Annotated in this window: 14 protein-coding genes; 4 read left to right on the top strand and 10 right to left on the bottom strand. The window is 38.9% G+C overall.

The genetic code is table 11. The features are described from left to right. The first annotated feature begins 18 nt into the window (after window positions 1-18). Window positions 19-1806, top strand: coding sequence for a PQQ-dependent sugar dehydrogenase (locus SHI21_RS03645; RefSeq protein ID WP_323574761.1), 1788 nt, complete (start codon window positions 19-21; stop codon window positions 1804-1806). Here SHI21_RS03645 and aepY read toward each other — a convergent pair. The 8 genes from aepY to SHI21_RS03605 all read right to left on the bottom strand — a co-directional run bounded on the left by aepY (window position 1778) and on the right by SHI21_RS03605 (window position 11421). Then, a complete protein-coding gene (aepY, locus tag SHI21_RS03640) occupies window positions 1778-2938 on the bottom strand; it encodes a phosphonopyruvate decarboxylase (RefSeq protein ID WP_323574760.1) in 1161 nt (386 codons plus the stop codon). The genes SHI21_RS03645 and aepY overlap by 29 nt on opposite strands. A 67-nt stretch (window positions 2939-3005) precedes the next feature. Next, the gene (gene aepX / locus SHI21_RS03635) at window positions 3006-4643 is read right to left on the bottom strand and encodes a phosphoenolpyruvate mutase (protein ID WP_323574759.1); all 1638 of its coding nucleotides are present in this window, start codon (window positions 4641-4643) and stop codon (window positions 3006-3008) included. Then, window positions 4640-5275 carry a LysE family translocator gene (locus SHI21_RS03630; protein ID WP_323574758.1) on the bottom strand — a complete coding sequence of 212 codons (636 nt, stop codon included), beginning with the start codon at window positions 5273-5275 and terminating at the stop codon, window positions 4640-4642. Before SHI21_RS03630 ends, aepX begins: the two co-directional genes overlap by 4 nt. Continuing rightward, entirely contained in the window at window positions 5272-6141 is an 870-nt protein-coding gene (locus tag SHI21_RS03625; RefSeq protein WP_323574757.1) for a CDP-alcohol phosphatidyltransferase family protein, read from the bottom strand. Before SHI21_RS03625 ends, SHI21_RS03630 begins: the two co-directional genes overlap by 4 nt. Beyond that, complete coding sequence (locus tag SHI21_RS03620; RefSeq protein WP_323574756.1) at window positions 6141-6890, bottom strand: phosphocholine cytidylyltransferase family protein; 750 nt, start codon at window positions 6888-6890, stop codon at window positions 6141-6143. Before SHI21_RS03620 ends, SHI21_RS03625 begins: the two co-directional genes overlap by 1 nt. Then, window positions 6878-7825: a TauD/TfdA family dioxygenase gene (locus SHI21_RS03615; protein WP_323574755.1), complete on the bottom strand. Its 948-nt coding sequence runs from the start codon at window positions 7823-7825 to the stop codon at window positions 6878-6880. Before SHI21_RS03615 ends, SHI21_RS03620 begins: the two co-directional genes overlap by 13 nt. 108 nt (window positions 7826-7933) lie before the next feature. Further along, window positions 7934-9412 (bottom strand): hypothetical protein, encoded by a 1479-nt coding sequence (locus tag SHI21_RS03610; RefSeq protein ID WP_323574754.1) that lies wholly within the window; start codon window positions 9410-9412, stop codon window positions 7934-7936. A 170-nt stretch (window positions 9413-9582) separates the two neighbouring features. Further along, window positions 9583-11421 carry an ABC-F family ATP-binding cassette domain-containing protein gene (locus tag SHI21_RS03605; protein ID WP_323574753.1) on the bottom strand — a complete coding sequence of 613 codons (1839 nt, stop codon included), beginning with the start codon at window positions 11419-11421 and terminating at the stop codon, window positions 9583-9585. Window positions 11422-11510: 89 nt separating this feature from the next. Here SHI21_RS03605 and typA point away from each other — a divergent pair, with 89 nt between their 5' ends. From typA to SHI21_RS03590, 3 genes are all read left to right on the top strand, one after another. Then, window positions 11511-13343, top strand: coding sequence for a translational GTPase TypA (gene typA, locus SHI21_RS03600; protein WP_323574752.1), 1833 nt, complete (start codon window positions 11511-11513; stop codon window positions 13341-13343). A gap of 35 nt (window positions 13344-13378) precedes the next feature. Further along, window positions 13379-13927, top strand: coding sequence for a chalcone isomerase family protein (locus tag SHI21_RS03595; RefSeq protein ID WP_323574751.1), 549 nt, complete (start codon window positions 13379-13381; stop codon window positions 13925-13927). Window positions 13928-14142: 215 nt separating this feature from the next. Further along, window positions 14143-14808: a response regulator transcription factor gene (locus SHI21_RS03590; protein WP_323574750.1), complete on the top strand. Its 666-nt coding sequence runs from the start codon at window positions 14143-14145 to the stop codon at window positions 14806-14808. On the opposite strand, the gene SHI21_RS03585 is transcribed toward SHI21_RS03590, so the two are convergent. Beyond that, a complete protein-coding gene (locus SHI21_RS03585; protein WP_323574749.1) occupies window positions 14805-15875 on the bottom strand; it encodes a UDP-N-acetylglucosamine--N-acetylmuramyl-(pentapeptide) pyrophosphoryl-undecaprenol N-acetylglucosamine transferase in 1071 nt (356 codons plus the stop codon). The genes SHI21_RS03590 and SHI21_RS03585 overlap by 4 nt on opposite strands. Before the next feature lie 138 nt (window positions 15876-16013). Further along, complete coding sequence (locus SHI21_RS03580; protein WP_323574748.1) at window positions 16014-17867, bottom strand: DEAD/DEAH box helicase; 1854 nt, start codon at window positions 17865-17867, stop codon at window positions 16014-16016. Between the last annotated feature and the right edge of the window lie 63 nt (window positions 17868-17930).

The raw sequence follows: 17930 nt of genomic DNA, 5'->3' as shown, positions 1-17930 counted from the left end.
TCATGTTATCCTTATTAGATGAAAAATCTTATTCTAGTACTTCTATCAACAACCCTAATAACTACTTCTTGCTCGCACCTAGCGACTCCTCCACAGGCAGTCACGGCCAGTGCATTTCCAGTAAAATTCCAGGATACGAAATGGATGGATCAGGAAGATTACGTTAGGTACGTTAACTTTTTCACGCGCGCACCATCTAGTCTTGGCAGTGTCTATAAAATGATTGGTGATTGCGATGGGTTTTCAATGGTCGACGTAAAGACGGCACCAGGATTCTGCCTTGGACAAGTTTACGATGGTACTGGACTAAAAAAGCCAAGAACTGCAGCCGTTATAAACGATAATCAGATTGCTGTTGCTGATATGGGTTCATGGGAGCCATACGACGGAAAAATCGTAGCAATTACATTTGAAAAAAATGGTGAATCAACTTTAAAAGATATTATCAATTCCAAGTCATTTTCAGATCCTAAAGATCCAAGGCGTGAAATCATTAATCGCCCTCATCAGATCACTCGTCACATTGACGGACTTTATTATGTTGGAGCAGCAACCTCACTTCTAAGATTTAACCCTCTGGCAGAAAATCCAATATCAACGATTGAAGTCTTGGTACAAAATCTTCCGGCCGAAGGACTACACCCTCTAAAGTCTTTTGCTTTCGATGAATCAGGTTCAATTTTTATCAACGTTGGTGCTGCGACTAATGTTTGTCATAAAAATGGTCTTGGTGGAATTTTTGGTGGAAGAAAAAAAACGTGTGATGAGGCCGAAGACCAGGATATTGGTCAGGGACAAATTCGTCGTTATAAAATGAATGCTCAAGGTGTAGTTTCAAAATCATTTGAGATCTATGCAAAAGGTTTAAGAAATTCAGTCGCACTTTCATGGGATGCTAAAAGAAAAATCCTGCTTCAAGGTGAAAACAGCCGCGATGCTATTGAAAAAAATGCTTCACGCTTAAACGGAAGCGATGTCCCTCATGATGAAATCAATATTGTGGAAAAAGATAAACACTATGGCTGGCCATACTGCTACGACAACAATGAAAACAGTCCTGAATGGGAAAAAGTAAAATGTGATAGCTTCAAAAAACCACATATGTTTTTGCCAGCTCACTCTGCTCCACTCTCATTTATGATTTATCAGGGATCAACTTTCCCGGAATGGTATAAGGGTCGCTTGCTCGCTAGTCTTCATGGTTTCGAAGCAAAAGGGCATAGGATTGTTACTTTCAAGCGCGATTCTAATGGACTCCCAACAGGAACTCCACAAAGTGTCGTTTACGGATGGGATACAAGAGGCGAACAAAAGTACGGAAGTCCGGTTGGATTAACTGAAATGCCAGATGGCTCTGTGATCATCATCGAAGATATGAACAAAAAAGTTTTAAGGCTGGCCTACGATCCAAGTCTTGGTGATGGAAAACCAGTTGAAGAAATTGAAACAGGTAAACCTGTTATCGATGCTCTTGAAGTTAGCGAAGAAGAAAACAGAAGATTAACACTTCTAAGTAAGATCGCTTCCGGTAATGCCGGCCCATTTACAAAGTTCCAGGCGAAAGTGATCGATACAACTTGCTACATCTGCCACGGCGGCGCAAATGCCCCGGGGATTCAACTTTTAAGATATGATGACGTTGGTAATGAAGAAAAGATTTTGAAGGCGAATAAGGCGAAAGAACTCTTCTCAATGGTCAGTGGCGTTCAAGGTTATCCGACAATGCCTCCGCAAGGCTTTGCAAGCGATGCGGAGAAGGCAGAGGCGGTCAATTTACTTAAGCTTTGGATTGAACAAATTCAGTAAACCTAACTGAAACTTGCGCCGGAGTAACCTTAGGTCTTCCTAATTTCTCTGGCGATCCCTTTTGAGTTTTTAAATGCACGAAAGTTGCTGAGTTATTATTTTTAATTTCATTCATCATTCCTGTGAACTTTTCTAAGCTATCAGTTGAGTAGATAGTCGGGTAACCGAATCCAGCAGCAACAGTTCCGAAAGAAACTCCACCTGTCACAGTTCCCTGTCCACCAGTTGAATCGTGAGCTTCGTTATCAATTAAGATATGAACTAAGTTCTTTGGTTTATAAGCACCAACAGTTGCCATTGATCCCGTTCTCATTAGAAGGGCACCGTCACCATCGATAACGATAACTTTAAGGTTAGGTTTAACCATTGCCAGGCCGAAACCGAAAGCAAGAGCACATCCCATTGATCCAACCATATAAAGCTGGTTCGCTTGATCCCCTACTTCGTAAAATTCACGTCCTGTTTTACCAGTCGTTGCAATCACAGCAGCGTCCATTCCAACTGATTTTTGAATCACTTCAAGAACTGGAGTTCTTGTTGTACGTGACTTGTAATCAAGTTCGAAATGATCTGTGCGAGAAATTGAAAAATCTTTTTTAGATGGAGCTGGTTTAGTTTGAAGTTTGTATTCAGCGATATCATCTTTTCTCATAACAAACACGAATGGTTGATTGTGAGCTTTCATATATTCATCTGCTGCTTTTAGTGCAGGTCCAACTTCTTCTTCCGTTTGAGGGAAGAAGGCCCATTTAAGTCTCATCGTCTCAAGCATCTGAGTTGTGATTTGTCCCATTAACTCATGTTGAGGTTCATCAGCAGGTCCACCAACTTCTCCGCGAAGAGTTGTGATGATCATTACTGGAATGTTGAATGTATATGTAAGAGATGTAATTGGGTTTACAGCATTTCCTAAACCTGAGTTTTGGAACATAACGACTGCACGTTTTCCACCGATAGTTGCTCCCGCAGCGATTGCGATGGCGTCACCTTCGTTAACAGAGTCTACGAAATCAAATCCGTCTGTATCAATAACGTAATTGATAAATGGTTTTAAGTAAGAACAAGGTGTTCCTGTGAAGAAGTTAAATCCTAGTTCTCTTGCTGGTGTTAGAAATTTGTCTGCTGTAATCATATTATTCTCTCTATAAATTATTAAATCAAAAAGAAGAAGCCTTCATAAGAAGGCTTCAGCGTAAAAACTAAAATTTCTGACCTTTTGAAACGTCAGAGTAGCTATCCACGTCCATCCAGTGTCCATCAATGTACATAACATTGATTTTTACTTTCTTAGATAGAAGGTGGTTCATTAAATCTGGAAGCTTCAGCTTATTGAAGTCTGGAGTTGTTGAAAGCTCAGCAAGAGCTTTTGATAAAACTTCAGATCCAACTTTATTTGTCTTAACAAGACCAATCCACTCACCGCTTGCTTCTTTATTTTCAGTAGCAGTTCCGAATTTAATTCCTTTCAATTCAGCAGGAGCTTCATTGAAGCTTGTGCTGTGGTTTCTAGAACAAAGAACGAAGTCACCTTTGTAATCAGCTGTACGGTTGTTGATTGTTGCATCGACAACAATTGTAATATCCCCTTTTTCTTCTAATAGACGAGAAAGGATGTATTTTCTGTAAAGAATGTCACCGTAAGAGATGATTGCGTTATCAGCGATCTGTTTACTAGCAAGGAATAATGACGAAAGTTCACTTGTTGTTTCAAAGTTTTCATTGTTCACGTACTTGATGTTCGGGAATTTAAATGCTTCTTTTTTATATCCAGTAACGATCGAGATATCTTTAATATCGTGAGCGTAGAAGTTGTTGATTGATTGCTCAATTAACGGCTTCCCGTTGATATCGATAAGTACTTTGGGACGGTCTTCTGTTAATTCTTTTAATTCAGCACCACGAGATGCTGCTAGAAGAATAACTCTTGGAGCGTCAGCGTCTGCTACTGTTAGGTATAATTTTTCAGCTGCTTCAAGTTCTTTATCATTTTGAAGGCGGAATAATTCTGCAACTGAAACGATTTTATCTTCAACGTTCATTAAAGATTGTTCTTCAAAGATTGTCTTAGTTACATTTTGCATAGCTGTTACGGCCATTCTCATTTGGTGGTTGGCCCAGATTACAGTCGATACACCTGCTTCTCTGAAAACATTTGTTGGAGTTGCGTAGTATTTAGTTGGAACGATAACAACCGGACATTCTTTTGATCTCTCTCCCCATTCTTTCATGAAAGCTAGAATTTCATCTGGCTTTGAAATCTTTGAGTGCATAAGAATAGCGTTAGCTCCCGCTTTTCTGTAAGCGTCTGCTCTCTTAACTGCTTCTTGTAATCCCCATCCAGCGATTAGAGCTTCTACGCGAGCGATGATGTTGAAGTCATCGTCTAACTTAGTGTCTTGACCAGCTTTGATTTTTCCACAAAATTCTTCAATGTCAGCAAGCGGTTGAGCTTCTGTACGTAGAAATGAATTTGTTTTTGGGAAAATTTTATCTTCGATACAAACCCCGGCAACTCCACGTTGCTCAAGTTTCATAACTAATCTTCTCATGTTGTTAAAGTTTCCGTATCCAGTGTCACCGTCCAGAAGAATAGGAATTCTTGTAGCGTCACTCATATATTCAACAACGTCCAGAACCTGAGTCCAAGAAGCTTCGTTATTATCTCTTACACCAAGAGAAGCAGAGATTGATAATCCTGATCCCCAAATTCCTTTGAATCCAGCTTCTTCAGCAATTTTTGCTGAGATACCATTGTGAGCTTCCATTAAGAATTCAAGTTCATTTGACTGAAGCATAGCTCGCAGTTGCGTAGACTTTTTCGTAGTTAGGTTTTTCATAGGTAGACTTCCTTATAAACATTAAAGGCCATAATTAAACTAAAGAGAACAATCAAGACACCGGATGCCCGGCCGAAATGATAAAAAAACTTTTTCGGTATACGGTTTTGGTAACGTTGAACCATCTTCAACAGAAAATAAAACCAGCTTGCAGACCCTACTCCTACGCCTAAAGAAAGCAAGAAATAGTTCAGGAAATTAAAGTCAAAAGCATGCCATGACTTAATAACCGCTGCTAAACCAGACATCGTTGCAATTAATGTCGGGTTTGAAGTGTAAATTAAAACACCAAGTAAAAAGAAACTCGCAGCATGCGGCTTCTTCTTATTTTCCTCTTCCGAGATCTCCATTCCTTTTTCTTTAGCTATGATTTCTTTTAAACCAAAAAGGAATAAGAAGAGCACACCGACTATTTTTAAAACTAAAGATGTCTGATGAGAAAAAGTGAAAAATGATAATCCCGTCAGGATCACCATGAAATAAACAAAATCCATAATCGATCCACCAACAGCGATCGAAAAAGCTGAGCGGAAGTTATGTTTAATTAGCGTGTTCACTACCCACACATTAATTGGCCCAACCGGAATGCACATCAGGAAGCCAATTAAAAATCCTAGGGGTAATGCGATCATGCCACCAACCTAGAAGAAATTAGTCCTCGGTTGATTCTTTGTTGAACAACTAACATTAGAAGCATCCAGATATTTCCAAAAATAATTGCGTAACCAAAAAGCCACTCTGGGTGATTAAATAAAAACGCCAGAATTAAAAATGTAATATGCCATGCAGGTCCAATAAGGCCCCACATCTGAATCGAGCGGAAATTTCTTTTAGTGTATTCTTTTGAATTATACTTTAATTCGCGTCCTTCGTTTCCGGCCTGAAGACTTGTAAATCCAAGATAGATTTTAAGAATTAACAAACGACGTTTTGATCCATTTGGATCTGCCTTAGTCACTCTGATTTTTTCACGAATTTCTTCGATCTCTCTTTGAACAAATCCACCGTCACCTTTGTCGTATGAAATATACTCCATCAGGTAGTGATCATATGTAATTGAGTGAAGTGCCTTACTTACTCCGGCCGCAATAACCAGATACACAGTTGGAATACTTCCCGTCATTGGCATTGCTTTCACAACTCCAAATCCAAGGGCGATGTAACAAGCAGCATTTGAAACATAGTCTACTAAACCATCAACAAAGCGCCCGAACTCTGAACCGTTTTTCTTCATGCGAGCTTGCATACCATCACAGCAGTCAAGAACAGCGAATAGGAAAAAGAAAAAAGCTCCCCAGGCAAATAATCCCTGGTAGAAAAATGCTGCTGAAATCATTCCAGAAGCAAAAGACATAAATGAATAATTATTTGGCGTCAGTGGAAGAGAATAAAACGACTTCACGATAACAAAAGCTATCGGTCTAAAAAAATAGACATCTAAAAATTCTTCAGCGTGAACGTTCTTTAATGAACTTCTATATTCTGAAAGCCAGCTCATTAGTTATCCTTAAAAAGTTTCTGAGCACGTTCGTAATCTTCACGATTATCGATCTCTACCCATTTATTGCTAACTGATTGGTGAATTCCCATATCATGTGTATGAAGGAATTCATTCATGACATGTTCCCAGTTTTTTGAGATGTTTTTTTCATCAGCAAGAAACTTCTTACACTCATTGAACATGTCATCACGGTATTCTTTAGAGAACTTCAAAATACCAATCGCTTCACCAGCAAATTTATATTTAGCACGCTCTTCTGCAGTCACTGCACGTTTATCAATTGTCATACGAACGAATCCGTCCTGATCAATCATCGTCTTTGCACATTCGATATCGTCAATTGAACTCTCTCCGACCAGAATCTGGTTAGGGTTTCTATCTTCAACGAATGCACGAAGAATTTCTGTTTCATAAATAAGGTCAGCATCAAACAATAAGAAATCTGTTTCAACTTTTTCTAGTCCAAAGAAAAGTGAATAAGTATTCCCTTTAACTTTGTAGTCGTCGTTCACAGCGAAATCTACATTGAAGTTGCTTTTAAATTTTTCAAGATACTCTTCAAGAACTTCTCTTTTGTATCCAGTTACCACCACGACATCTTTAATCCCGACTTGCGCCAGGCTATCAAAATGCCAGTCCATCAATGATTTTTCATTGATTGGAAGCATGCTCTTTGGATTTAATGTAACGTCAGCAATACGTGAACCGTATCCCGCTGCTAAAATAAGTGCTGTTAAACTAGACATAATTTTTGTCTCTTCATTGCCCACAGACGATCCATGGTGCGCTTTAATGGTTTATTGTGTTCTTTTTTAAAATCAAAAATTGTAACGGCATTCATTTCATCAGAGAAACATGTTCTTCCATGAAGAACTTGTGAATCATAAGTTAAAAGAATTTCACCGGCCTTAAATGTATGGCGGTATTGATTGTCCGAGTGCTCGATGACTGAATCCAGTGTATCGATGGCGTACATTTGTTCGTCTGTAAGAGGCACTCCAACTTTTCTATGAGCTGACTCCATATACGGACGAAGGTGACGAAACATTGGCTCACCTTTTTTATTGTATGTAATAATTGGAGCTTCGTAAGTAGCATCAGCTACACCACGTTGTTCCCAGTAGAAATTCTTTTCTAAAATTGCGATAACATCCGGATGCTTTTCTTTCAGAATTTTATAAACCGTTAAAGCATTAACAAGAATATTTTCTCCACCAGACATTGCTGGACTGATACAGCTTAAAACAAGGTATTCCCAGTGGTATGGAACGTTAACGTTATCAGTATGAATTGTTCCACCTTCACGAGTCTGGTGATAACGAGCACCTTTAGTCATTGTGTTGTTGCGGTCGCGATCGAATACACAAATAACTTTATCGCCTGCTTCGTTTTGAACTAATGGATCACCAAGAACGTTTCCAAGCAACCAGCTGATCGTTCTTTGTTCTTGAATTGTATATTTATTGTGAAGATCGACAAATGGTCTGACGATAACAATTCGTTTTCCATTTTCAAGTTCGTTTCTAATCTCTTCAACTTCTTTGATAAAAGTTGGACAGTCATCTGCAGCTAATGTGCGGGCATCCTGAATCAGTTCGTATTGGTGAAGTTCTTTGATGAAATCGTAAATTTCGTTTTGAGCTTCGTTTGAAAACGCGTAGGTAAAGTTGTCATTCAACATAATAGTTTCTCTTGCAAATAGAGTGAATTTTGAGGCCTTGAAAATAGCATTCTCATAGGCGTATTACAAGAATTAGAATGTTGATTTAAGTCTTAATTGCGGCACTAATTATGGTTTTAATAGTCCTGACGTCACAGATAAAGCGGGCCATGTGACATAAACAGGTATTCCAAAGATATCCGTTACTTCAAGCTTCGCGTAACAAGTACTTAAAGCAGGTATACTTGAAATAAGTGCTGAAGGAAGAATCTGGACGGTTCCTGCTAGGACATTAGGTACATCTACCTGGTCAAAATAAATAACACCACAAGCTGAAGTGTCACATATTTTTAAACGAGAGGACATAATTAAGTCATTTCCAATGACTGACGCAAGTGTCCAACCCAGATTGATATAACCAGCTTGAATGTTTTCTATTGGGGTCGACAACATTAACGGCGTCAAAACAACATTCATTGCAGACTGAGCGTAGGTTGTAGAAACAATCCCATTCACATTTCTATGAAATAATTTAACCGTCTTAACACCATCACCAGCTGTAAAATTGAAAACTCCATTTGTAGCAACAGGAATCCAGTCGCCACTTGAACAGGTCCCAGTTTCAGTTAAGCACATCTCTGTTGCGGATACCGGGTGTGAAGTAATATTGAATGCTGAAGTCGTCGTATTAATGTACCAACTGCTGTTCACGTATTGTCCCGCAAAACTCAAATTCGCAGCTGAACTATCTGGCACTCTCACATCGTGAAGTGCGCCTGGATTAAAGAAAAAATAACTGTAGTAAGTTGAATACGGTGTGAACACGTTTGGCATCGGAAGATTATTTAACAGAGCACCGTTTTTGAAGTTATACGTCACAGGAATTCCTGTACAAGCATTATCAGTAAAAAACTGAAGACTAAAACCTAACGGACTATCAGTAGCAGTCGATGTCATTGGTATATATGGATAAGGTGCCTTAAAAACTTCAAAACATTTTGATACAAGCGGTGAAGCGAAGCCTGCCACTTGTCCTTTTTGTTCACCTTCATAAACAACTTTGAAACTTAATAAATTACTTGGATAGTTTCCAATCGAAGGTGTAGTCGGACAATTGGTTGAATTTAAATTTCCAGCTGTAGCTTGATAGCAAGGCACTGGATATAATTGTAAAAACTGTCCTGTTACAGACGAATTTAAATGTTCTGAGAATGGTCTTCCATTAAAAGTATCTGCACAACGAGCTTTAGAGAAATTAAAAGTAACTGTCGAATTCGTATCTCTTAAGTCCACAAATCCAGTATAAGCACACGAGTTAGTTCCTGTTAAAACTCCTGAGTCTCCAACCCATCCCACAGCTGCAAATTCCCATCTTCCTTTTGCTAAATCTAACGTCAGGTCACTATTTGAACTCGCTACACCCACTCTAAATGAGTTGGCCCCATCTTCACTTTTTCCCATGATTAAGACACCACCATCAAGTGCTGCTACACCATTAGTGATACCACTTTGAAGGATTTTTAACTTCACAGGAACAGATCCTTTTTTACTTCCACATGAAGTTAAACAAACCGTAAGGAGCAATAATGTGAAGACTCTTAAGATCATATACTTCCCTTAAAAACCTATCCGTTAAAACTTAAATATATTTTATCACTGAGCTGGAAAAAGCATGGAATCAAGGGGTTTTGGGATGAAGGGTATGAGAAAGTGGCATGAATTTATGCCACTTCGATATGCTAACTATTTGAATGATTGAATTTATGGAGACTTAGTGATTATGAATCGAGAGACTCAAGTTCAGTATCGTATTTTTTCTGAATGAATTCTAAACTGTCATTGGCGTTTGTAAGCTTTTCAAACAGCGAATCGATCATATGATTAAGCTTTCCAACTGCGTGAGCGTAGTCCGTTAATTTCGCCGTATCATTATTCATCGTCGCTTTTTCAAGCTCACCACTAATACGTTTTAACAGGTCTTCATTCTTGCCGATTTCAGCTTCTAACTGCACGATCTCTTCATTGATTGGCTTGGTAAATTTCGCGCGCTCAATAACGATCTCTGATTTTCTTTGCTTAATTTCTTTTTCAGTCATCTTGCGCTTAAGTGTCTTGTTAGGTTTTGTCTCTTCAGACTCCCATCCAATTTTCGCCAGGAAGTCATCGTAAGTTCCATTGAAGAATTCAGCATTTCCATTGTGGAAAATAATTAACTTCGTCGCAAGATTTCTCAGCATAATCTCACTGTGGGTAACGATAACAACGGCCCCTGGAAAGTTTCCAATTTCTTCTGTTAAAGATTCAATTGATTCCATATCCAAGTGGTTGGTAGGCTCATCGAGAAGAAGTAAGTTAGCTGGTTTTGCCAGGATTTTTCCCAGTAAAACGCGGGCACGCTCTCCCCCTGATAAAACTTTAATTTTCTTTTTAGCAAGATCCCCTTCAAACATCATTGTCCCGCAAATATTGCGGACACCAGAGATTGTCAGGTCCATATTTTCTTCCTGAATTTCTTCAGCAATTGTATTTTCCATATTCAAACGATTGATGTTCGTCTGACCGAAATGTCCCACTTTTGCAGAGGGGTGAAAGCTCACTTTTCCTGTAATCGCCTGCAGGTTTCCACCAATAACATTCAGTAGTGTCGACTTTCCTTTTCCGTTTTTCCCAATGATCCCGATTCTATCTTCACGATTGATAGGAAAACTAACACCATGAAAAAGTGTCCCGTCTTTTTTATCCGGGTAGTGGAAACTTAAATTCTTCACTTCAGCAATCTGCTTTCCCGGGCACTCTAAAAACCTGAATCTGAATCCCAATGAATCAACATTTTCCAGCTTATCCATTGTGCTCATTTTTTCCAGAGCTTTCATACGCGACTGGGCCTGAGCAGCTTTAGAAGCTTTCGCTTTAAATCTCTCAACAAAGGCTTCCATCTCTTTTCTTTTTTTATCTAAGTTACCACGCGTTTTTTCGTACATTTCTTCATCTTGAATAATCTGTTCGTAAAATTTCGCCGTATCACCTTTAATTTTTTTCAACTGCTGACGGTGAAGTCCCATTGTATGAGTCACAACATCATCCATGAACTCACGATCATGGGTAATAATCATAATTTCGCCTGGAAAAGTTTTTAGAAAACCTTTCAACCATCTCATCGAAACAATATCCAGGTAGTTGGTAGGCTCATCCAGAAGTAATAAATTGGGAGCTTGAAGTAGTACTTTCGTAAGGTTAATTCTAATCTGATAACCGCCCGAAAAACTCTTTGGATCTTTTTGCAAATCTTCGTCAGAAAAACCTAAACCAAAAAGTATTTTTTCGGCTTCGTGTTCTAAAAAATCGTCGGGGTTCAAAACCTGAACACATTCTTCAAGTACAGTAGGTTTTGTGAAGTGGATGTGCTGCTCAAGAGCACCGAGTCTATATCCTTTAGGGATCGACAGTTCTCCAGAATCGGCGGATAACTCTCCGAGAATTAGTTTAAAAAGGGTCGATTTACCTGATCCGTTTCTTCCGACAAGACCAACGCGCTCGCGTGGACCGAGTTGGAAACTAACCTTATCAAATAGGTCTTGAGCACCGAAGTGCTTCGATAAATTTTTTGCTTGTATCATTGTGTTCTCGCTATAGCGGGGATCTTATGCTAAAGTCTCCCAAAATTCACTATATATTTTGACCACGTTCTAACCAAGGAATCGTTCGTATGTCTAAGAATTACTCTAAACTAAAAAACATTGCCGTAGTCGCTCACGTCGACCATGGTAAAACTACAATGGTCGACTGCCTTTTAAGACAATCAGGTACATTCGACGCTCGCGCTGAGATAACAGACAGAGTAATGGACTCTGGAGAGATTGAAAAAGAGCGCGGAATCACAATTACAGCAAAAAACTGTGCGCTTGTTTGGCAAGATACAAAAATCAACCTTCTGGATACTCCAGGCCACGCCGACTTCGGTGGTGAAGTTGAAAGATCTCTGATGATGGTTGATGGTATTATTCTTCTAGTTGATGCTTCAGAAGGACCTCTTCCTCAAACTCGTTTCGTTCTTACAAAAGCAATGGAGCAAAGATTAAAGATCGCTGTTGTTATCAACAAGATCGATAGACCCGATGAACGTATTGAAGAAGTTAAGCACGAAATCGAAGAACTATTCCTAGAACTTGCTTCTATGTTAAACATTGAAGACTTCGATTTAGATATTCCTATTCTTTACTCATCAGCTCGCGCTGGTTGGGCAACTCACGATCCAAAAGTTGTAAGAACAGACATTAATCCAATTCTTGATTTAATGGTTTCTGACTTCTTCCCTTCTCCACGTATTTCAGAAGGGCCGGAACTTCAACTTCTTGTAACAAACCTTTCATACTCACCATACCTAGGACCTCTAGCTATCGGTCGTATTCAAAGAGGATCGATCAAAAAAGGTGTAAGTTACACTCTTTGCGACGTAGAAAAGAAAAACAAAGCTTCAAAAATTACAGCTATTCAGGAATTCTCTGCTCTAGCAATTACTGAAGTTGAATCAGCTGACGCTGGAGAGATCGTAATCGTTGCTGGTTATGATGGAGCTAAGATTGGGGATACAATCGTATCAACATCTAAGATCGAACCTCTTCCACGTATCACTGTTGAACCACCTACTGTAGGGGTTCAGGTTTCAGTTTCAACATCTCCAATGTCAGGACAAGAAGGTGAATACCTTACTTCAAGAAAACTTGAAGAATTCCTACAAGACTCAATTAAAACAAACGTTGCTCTTCAATACGAAGGAACAGACGATCCAAAAGTTTTCATCCTTAAGGGACGTGGAGAACTTCAGCTAGCAATCGTATTCGAACAATTACGTCGTAAAGGTTTCGAGTTAATGGTTGGTCGTCCTCAAGTACTTTTCCAAACTGATGAAAACGGTGAAAAATTAGAACCATTCGAAAAAGTAGTTCTAGATATTCCAAATGAATCAACTGGAGCAATCACTGAAAGACTTTCTACAAGAAAAGGGATTATGGAAAACATGATGCCACTTGGAGAAACAAGAACTCGTATGGTTTTCGTTATTCCTTCAAGAGGTCTAATTGGATACCGTGGGATTTTCTTAACTGATACACGTGGTGCTGGATTAATGTCTTCTGAGTTCATGGGATACAAACCATACACAGGAGATATGCTAGGAAGACAAAACGGAGCTCTAGTATCTGATAGAGCTGGTAAAATGACTCCTTACGCTCTTTACAACCTACTATCTTCTGGGAAACAATTTGTTAAGCCAGGAGAGATGACTTACGAAGGTATGGTTATCGGTGAAGCTACTCGTCCAAACGATCTTGTTCTTAACTGCGTTCGTGAGAAGCATTTAACTTCAGTTCGTACTGCTGGAAAAGATGAGCAACCAATCCTACCTCCAATTGTTAACAGAACTCTTGAGTGGGCACTAGACTGGATCGATAACGATGAATGGGTAGAAATCACTCCTCAATCAATTCGTATCAGAAAGAAAGAGCTTAACGGAAACAAGCGTTCAGTTAAGAGAACATAAGTAGAATTTAATTTTATAATACTAAGGAAAGTAGCATGAAAATTTTCTTCCTAATCATGATGATCGTAACGGCAGTGTCAGCAAACGCTTTAACAGTTGATTCAATCAACTTTGAAGACAAGCTAAACGTGGCCGGAAAAGATCTAGTGCTTAATGGAGTGGGAATTAGAAAAGCTACTTTCCTTAAAATTAAAGTTTATTACGGTGCTTTGTATCTTTCAGAAAAACACACAAATGCCGCAGAATTTTTACAAACTGAGACTCCAAAACAAATTATTATGCACTTTGTGCGTGATGTAGACGTGAAGGATTTAAAGAAAACTTATTTGGAAGCCTTCGAAGGCGCTAATAAAGAAACGTACAAGATTTTGCTTCCAACCCTTGAAACGTTCAATTCAAACTTAAGCGACATCAAAAAGGGAGAGCGTATGATTATTACCTTCTTACCTGATGGCGCAGTCCTTAATTTCGCCGGAAAAAGCTTCCCAAAGGTTGGTAATTCCGACTTTTCTAAGGCCCTATTGAACATGTACTTCATCAATCCACTAGATCAAGGTCTGACAAATGGCCTACTTGGCAAATAAGTAGCGACCAAAACAATATCGCACCCTTATCCATGGAACGCCTCAAACTATCGTCATTTTTGTTAGATTTTTCACATAAACATTTCTACTTGACACAATAAAAACATATAGATGATTATCATACCTCAAGATATTAGCCTTTTCGTTTAAGCTAAATCTAATAGGAATGTTGTAAACTATAATTATGAGGAGCAACAGATTATATGGAGAGAAAAATGCACGTTACGATTGTAGATGATGTTAAGGATAATTTAAGAAGTTACAATGAACTTCTTTCCCCTACATTTAATCTTGAACTAATCCAAAACCCAATCGATCTTTTAAGTTTCTTAGGGAAAACTGAAACAGATCTTATCATTCTCGATCTGCACATGCCGACGATGAATGGTTTTGAGTTGTACGAAAAGTTTAAAATTTCTCACCCTGATCTTCCTGTAATCTTCTTGAGTGGAGACCCATCAGAAGAGTCAATCATTAAAGGCTTAAACCTTGGTGCAGATGACTTTATCGTGAAGCCAGTTTCTCTAAGAGAACTAGTTGCTCGTATCAAGAACAAGATTAGTACAAAACAATCTCAGATGGCAGAATCTGAAATCATTTCATTCGATGGTTTCAAGCTTCATTGCGAAATGCAGATGGCAGAAATTGGCGAAGAAAAAATTCAGTTAACTCCAATCGAGTTTAAACTAATCCATCTTCTTGCTAAGAATCCTAATAAGGTTTTTTCTCGTGAGTACATTACAAATCTTCTTTGGCCGAACATCCATGTTCAAAACCAAAACATCGATACTCACTTATCGAACCTTAGAAAGAAGCTTATGCCATTTTCTAAGTACATTAGAACGATTAAATCACGTGGTTATATTTTACGTATAGGTTAGAAGGCCTTTTCAATTTCTTCTACGAGAAATTGGAGGCCGTTCTGCTTTTGAATTTTAGTCATTGGATTATCCATACCGATTTCATCCAATGCCGCTAGGAAACTTTTATCGCTCAGCTCTTTCTCTTCTATGATGATCGAGCCAAGTTTTTTATGGGCCTCAAGGGCATTAAAAAACTGTTCATTTTTTTGAGCGATTCTTAACGGCACATAGATGGACTTCTTCCCCACTGCGATTAATTCGCACACTGTCCCCGCGCCAGATCTTGAAACCGTCACAGTCGCCAATTTAAAGAGATCGATCATCTCCTGACCAATGAATGCCATTGGGATATAATCCTCATTCTTGAGCTTATTATACTCGTTAAAGAACGTTTTACCGGTCTGATGGATAACCATGTATCTCTCAGTCAGAAACTGGAAGTTCTTTTCAATCAATTTATTGATTAACTGCGAGCCATTTCCCCCGCCAGTGATGAAGAGAATTGGTTTGGTTGACTCATTAATTAATCTCCCCTGAATTTTTACCGGCCCAATTTCGTCGCTATAACACTGCTCTCTTAAGGGGTATCCAGAGAAGTAGGTTTTATTTTCATCGAAGTATTTGAATGAATCTTCAAAACTAATGAACACTCTATCAGCAAAGATTGAGCAGATCTTATTAGCAAGCCCCACTCGGCTTGTTTGTTCGTGAATGAAGACTTTCTTTCTTTGAAGTTTTGCGGCCAGAACAACCGGCACAGAAACAAATCCACCAGTCGAAAAAACCAGTGTGTTTTTTCTATTAAATTTCCAAAGCACTTTAAATGAATCATAGAGACCTAAAAAAACGCGGCTGATGTCTTTTAGGTTTTCGACAGAAATATATCTTCTAAGTTTTCCGGTATGGATTGGATGATAAGTTAATTTGTAATCAGAAACTAACTCGCGCTCGATGCTCGCAATCCCACCGATGTAGTGAATATCAAACTCATCTTTTTGATTTATTTTTTTTAGAATTGTTAAGCCTGGCATCACGTGTCCGCCAGATCCACCACCAGTAAAGATAAGAGTTTTGTTTGATGACATAATTGAAGTCCCAAAAATAATTTTGGCAAAAAAAGTGCAGCCAAAGCTGCATTTTTATTTCTTAGTTTTAAGAGTTTGCCAAAAAAAGCACTCCCGAAGGAGTGCTTATTAATAGATGGTTCTATTATAGATAATTAATTAAGAACGGAAAGATCTTTCACGAGGTGCTCCGCCTTCAGGTCTGTCACCTTGAGGACGTTCACTGCGGTATCCACCACCAGCACCACCACTAGAGTTTCTGTTTCCACTTCCACTTCTGAAAGACGGACGACGATCTCTATCTCCACCACCGTATGAAGGGCGGCTCATTGGAGCTGAACGAGTAAGTTCGAAACGAACGTTACGTTCACTGATCATTGGATTCGTTACTTTTAATAATACTTCACCAAATTGCTCTGGAACTTCAAGGAAAGAGAAAGTCTCTTTCATATCTACGTTTCTGATTAGGCGTTCATCAACATTAACCATTCCAGCAACTGAACCAAGAAGTGACTTCAGGTTTAGACCATGGTCTTTTCCGATGTTAACGAAAAATCTCATGTTACCTGTAGATGTTCCTGTTCCACGAGCTGATGGAGCTCCTCTATCACGAGAATCACCACGATCATTTCTGTTGAAGTCGCGATTATCAGAACCACGAGCATCATTGTTACGAGGCTCTGGACGTCTCTCTTGAATTTCAAGAGAAGGTGCATGATCGTAACGAGAAATTTGTGACTTAAAGATATGGTTGTACATAACTTTTAATAAATCTTCTTTTTCAAGATCAGCGAATTTTTCTGTGAAAACTGCGTCTGCTTCTAATTTAGGAAGAGTTTCAATAATAGCATCGAATTTTTTAAGTTCTTTTCTTACCATTACTTCTTTCAATTCTTTTGGAGTTGGAAGAGTAGCTTGAACAATGCGAGCTTTCGTATTGTTTTCAACCATACGAAGTCTGTAACGCTCACTTGGCTCAACAAGAGTGATTGCAACTCCAGTTAGACCAGCACGTCCAGTTCTACCGATACGGTGAACGTATGATTCGATATCTTGTGGAAGACCGTAGTTGATTACGTGAGTAAGGTTGTCTACGTCGATCCCGCGAGCAGCTACGTCAGTACATACCAGCATGTTGATCTTCTTCATTTTGAAGTTCTTCATAGTGATATCACGTTGCTGTTGAGACATATCTCCATGCATTGAATCTGATGGATATCCACGAGCATTCAATTCATCAGCTAAAGTCTTAGCATCAACTTTCGTACGACAGAAAATCATTCCGTAGTAATCATCTAGAGAATCAAGGATTCTACAGATAGCTTCACTCATGTGAGAGTGACGAACTACGTAGTGTTTTTGTTCAATTGATTCGTTTGTTGACGTTTTCTTTTGAACTTTAACAACTAAAGGATCTTTAAGGTAAGTTTTGATTAGAGATAAAATTGGAGCTGGCATAGTAGCCGAGAACATCCAAGTTTTTTTAGTTTCACCAAGTTTTGATAAAATGTGTTTTACGTCGTCGATGAATCCCATGTCTAACATTTCATCTGCTTCATCTAGAACAGCAAATTTAGCGTTATCAAGGATTAGAACACCTCTTTCGATTAGATCTAATACACGTCCTGGAGTACCAACAACGATTTGTGGGCGGTCACGACGTAGACCTTTAATTTGTCCTTCTAAAGAAATACCACCGTATACTGCAAGAGATTTTGTTCTCTCGTATGTAGAGAATTTTTTGATCTCTTCAGTAATTTGGTTAGCTAGTTCTCTCGTTGGAGTAAGAATTAGAGCTTGAACGTCACGGCTGTTGCTATCAACTTTATGTAAAAGTGGAAGAACGAAAGCAGCAGTTTTACCTGTACCTGTTTGAGCTTGCCCAACAAAGTCTGTGTCTGTTGTAGCTAAAGCTGGAATAGCTTGCATTTGAATTTCTGTGGGTTCTACGTATCCTCTCTCAGTGATCGCTTTGATCAATGACTCACGTAGTGGCAATTCTTGAAATGTCACTTAATACCTCGTCTGAATGTGGTTTCAATTCCCGAAAATTGCTTTAAATGAAACCTGAACCAT

The sequence above is a fragment of the Bacteriovorax sp. PP10 genome, from assembly GCF_035013165.1.
GTDB lineage: Bacteria > Bdellovibrionota > Bacteriovoracia > Bacteriovoracales > Bacteriovoracaceae > Bacteriovorax > Bacteriovorax antarcticus.
Note: the sequence above shows the minus strand (reverse complement) of the source record. Positions and strands in the feature narration are given on the sequence as shown.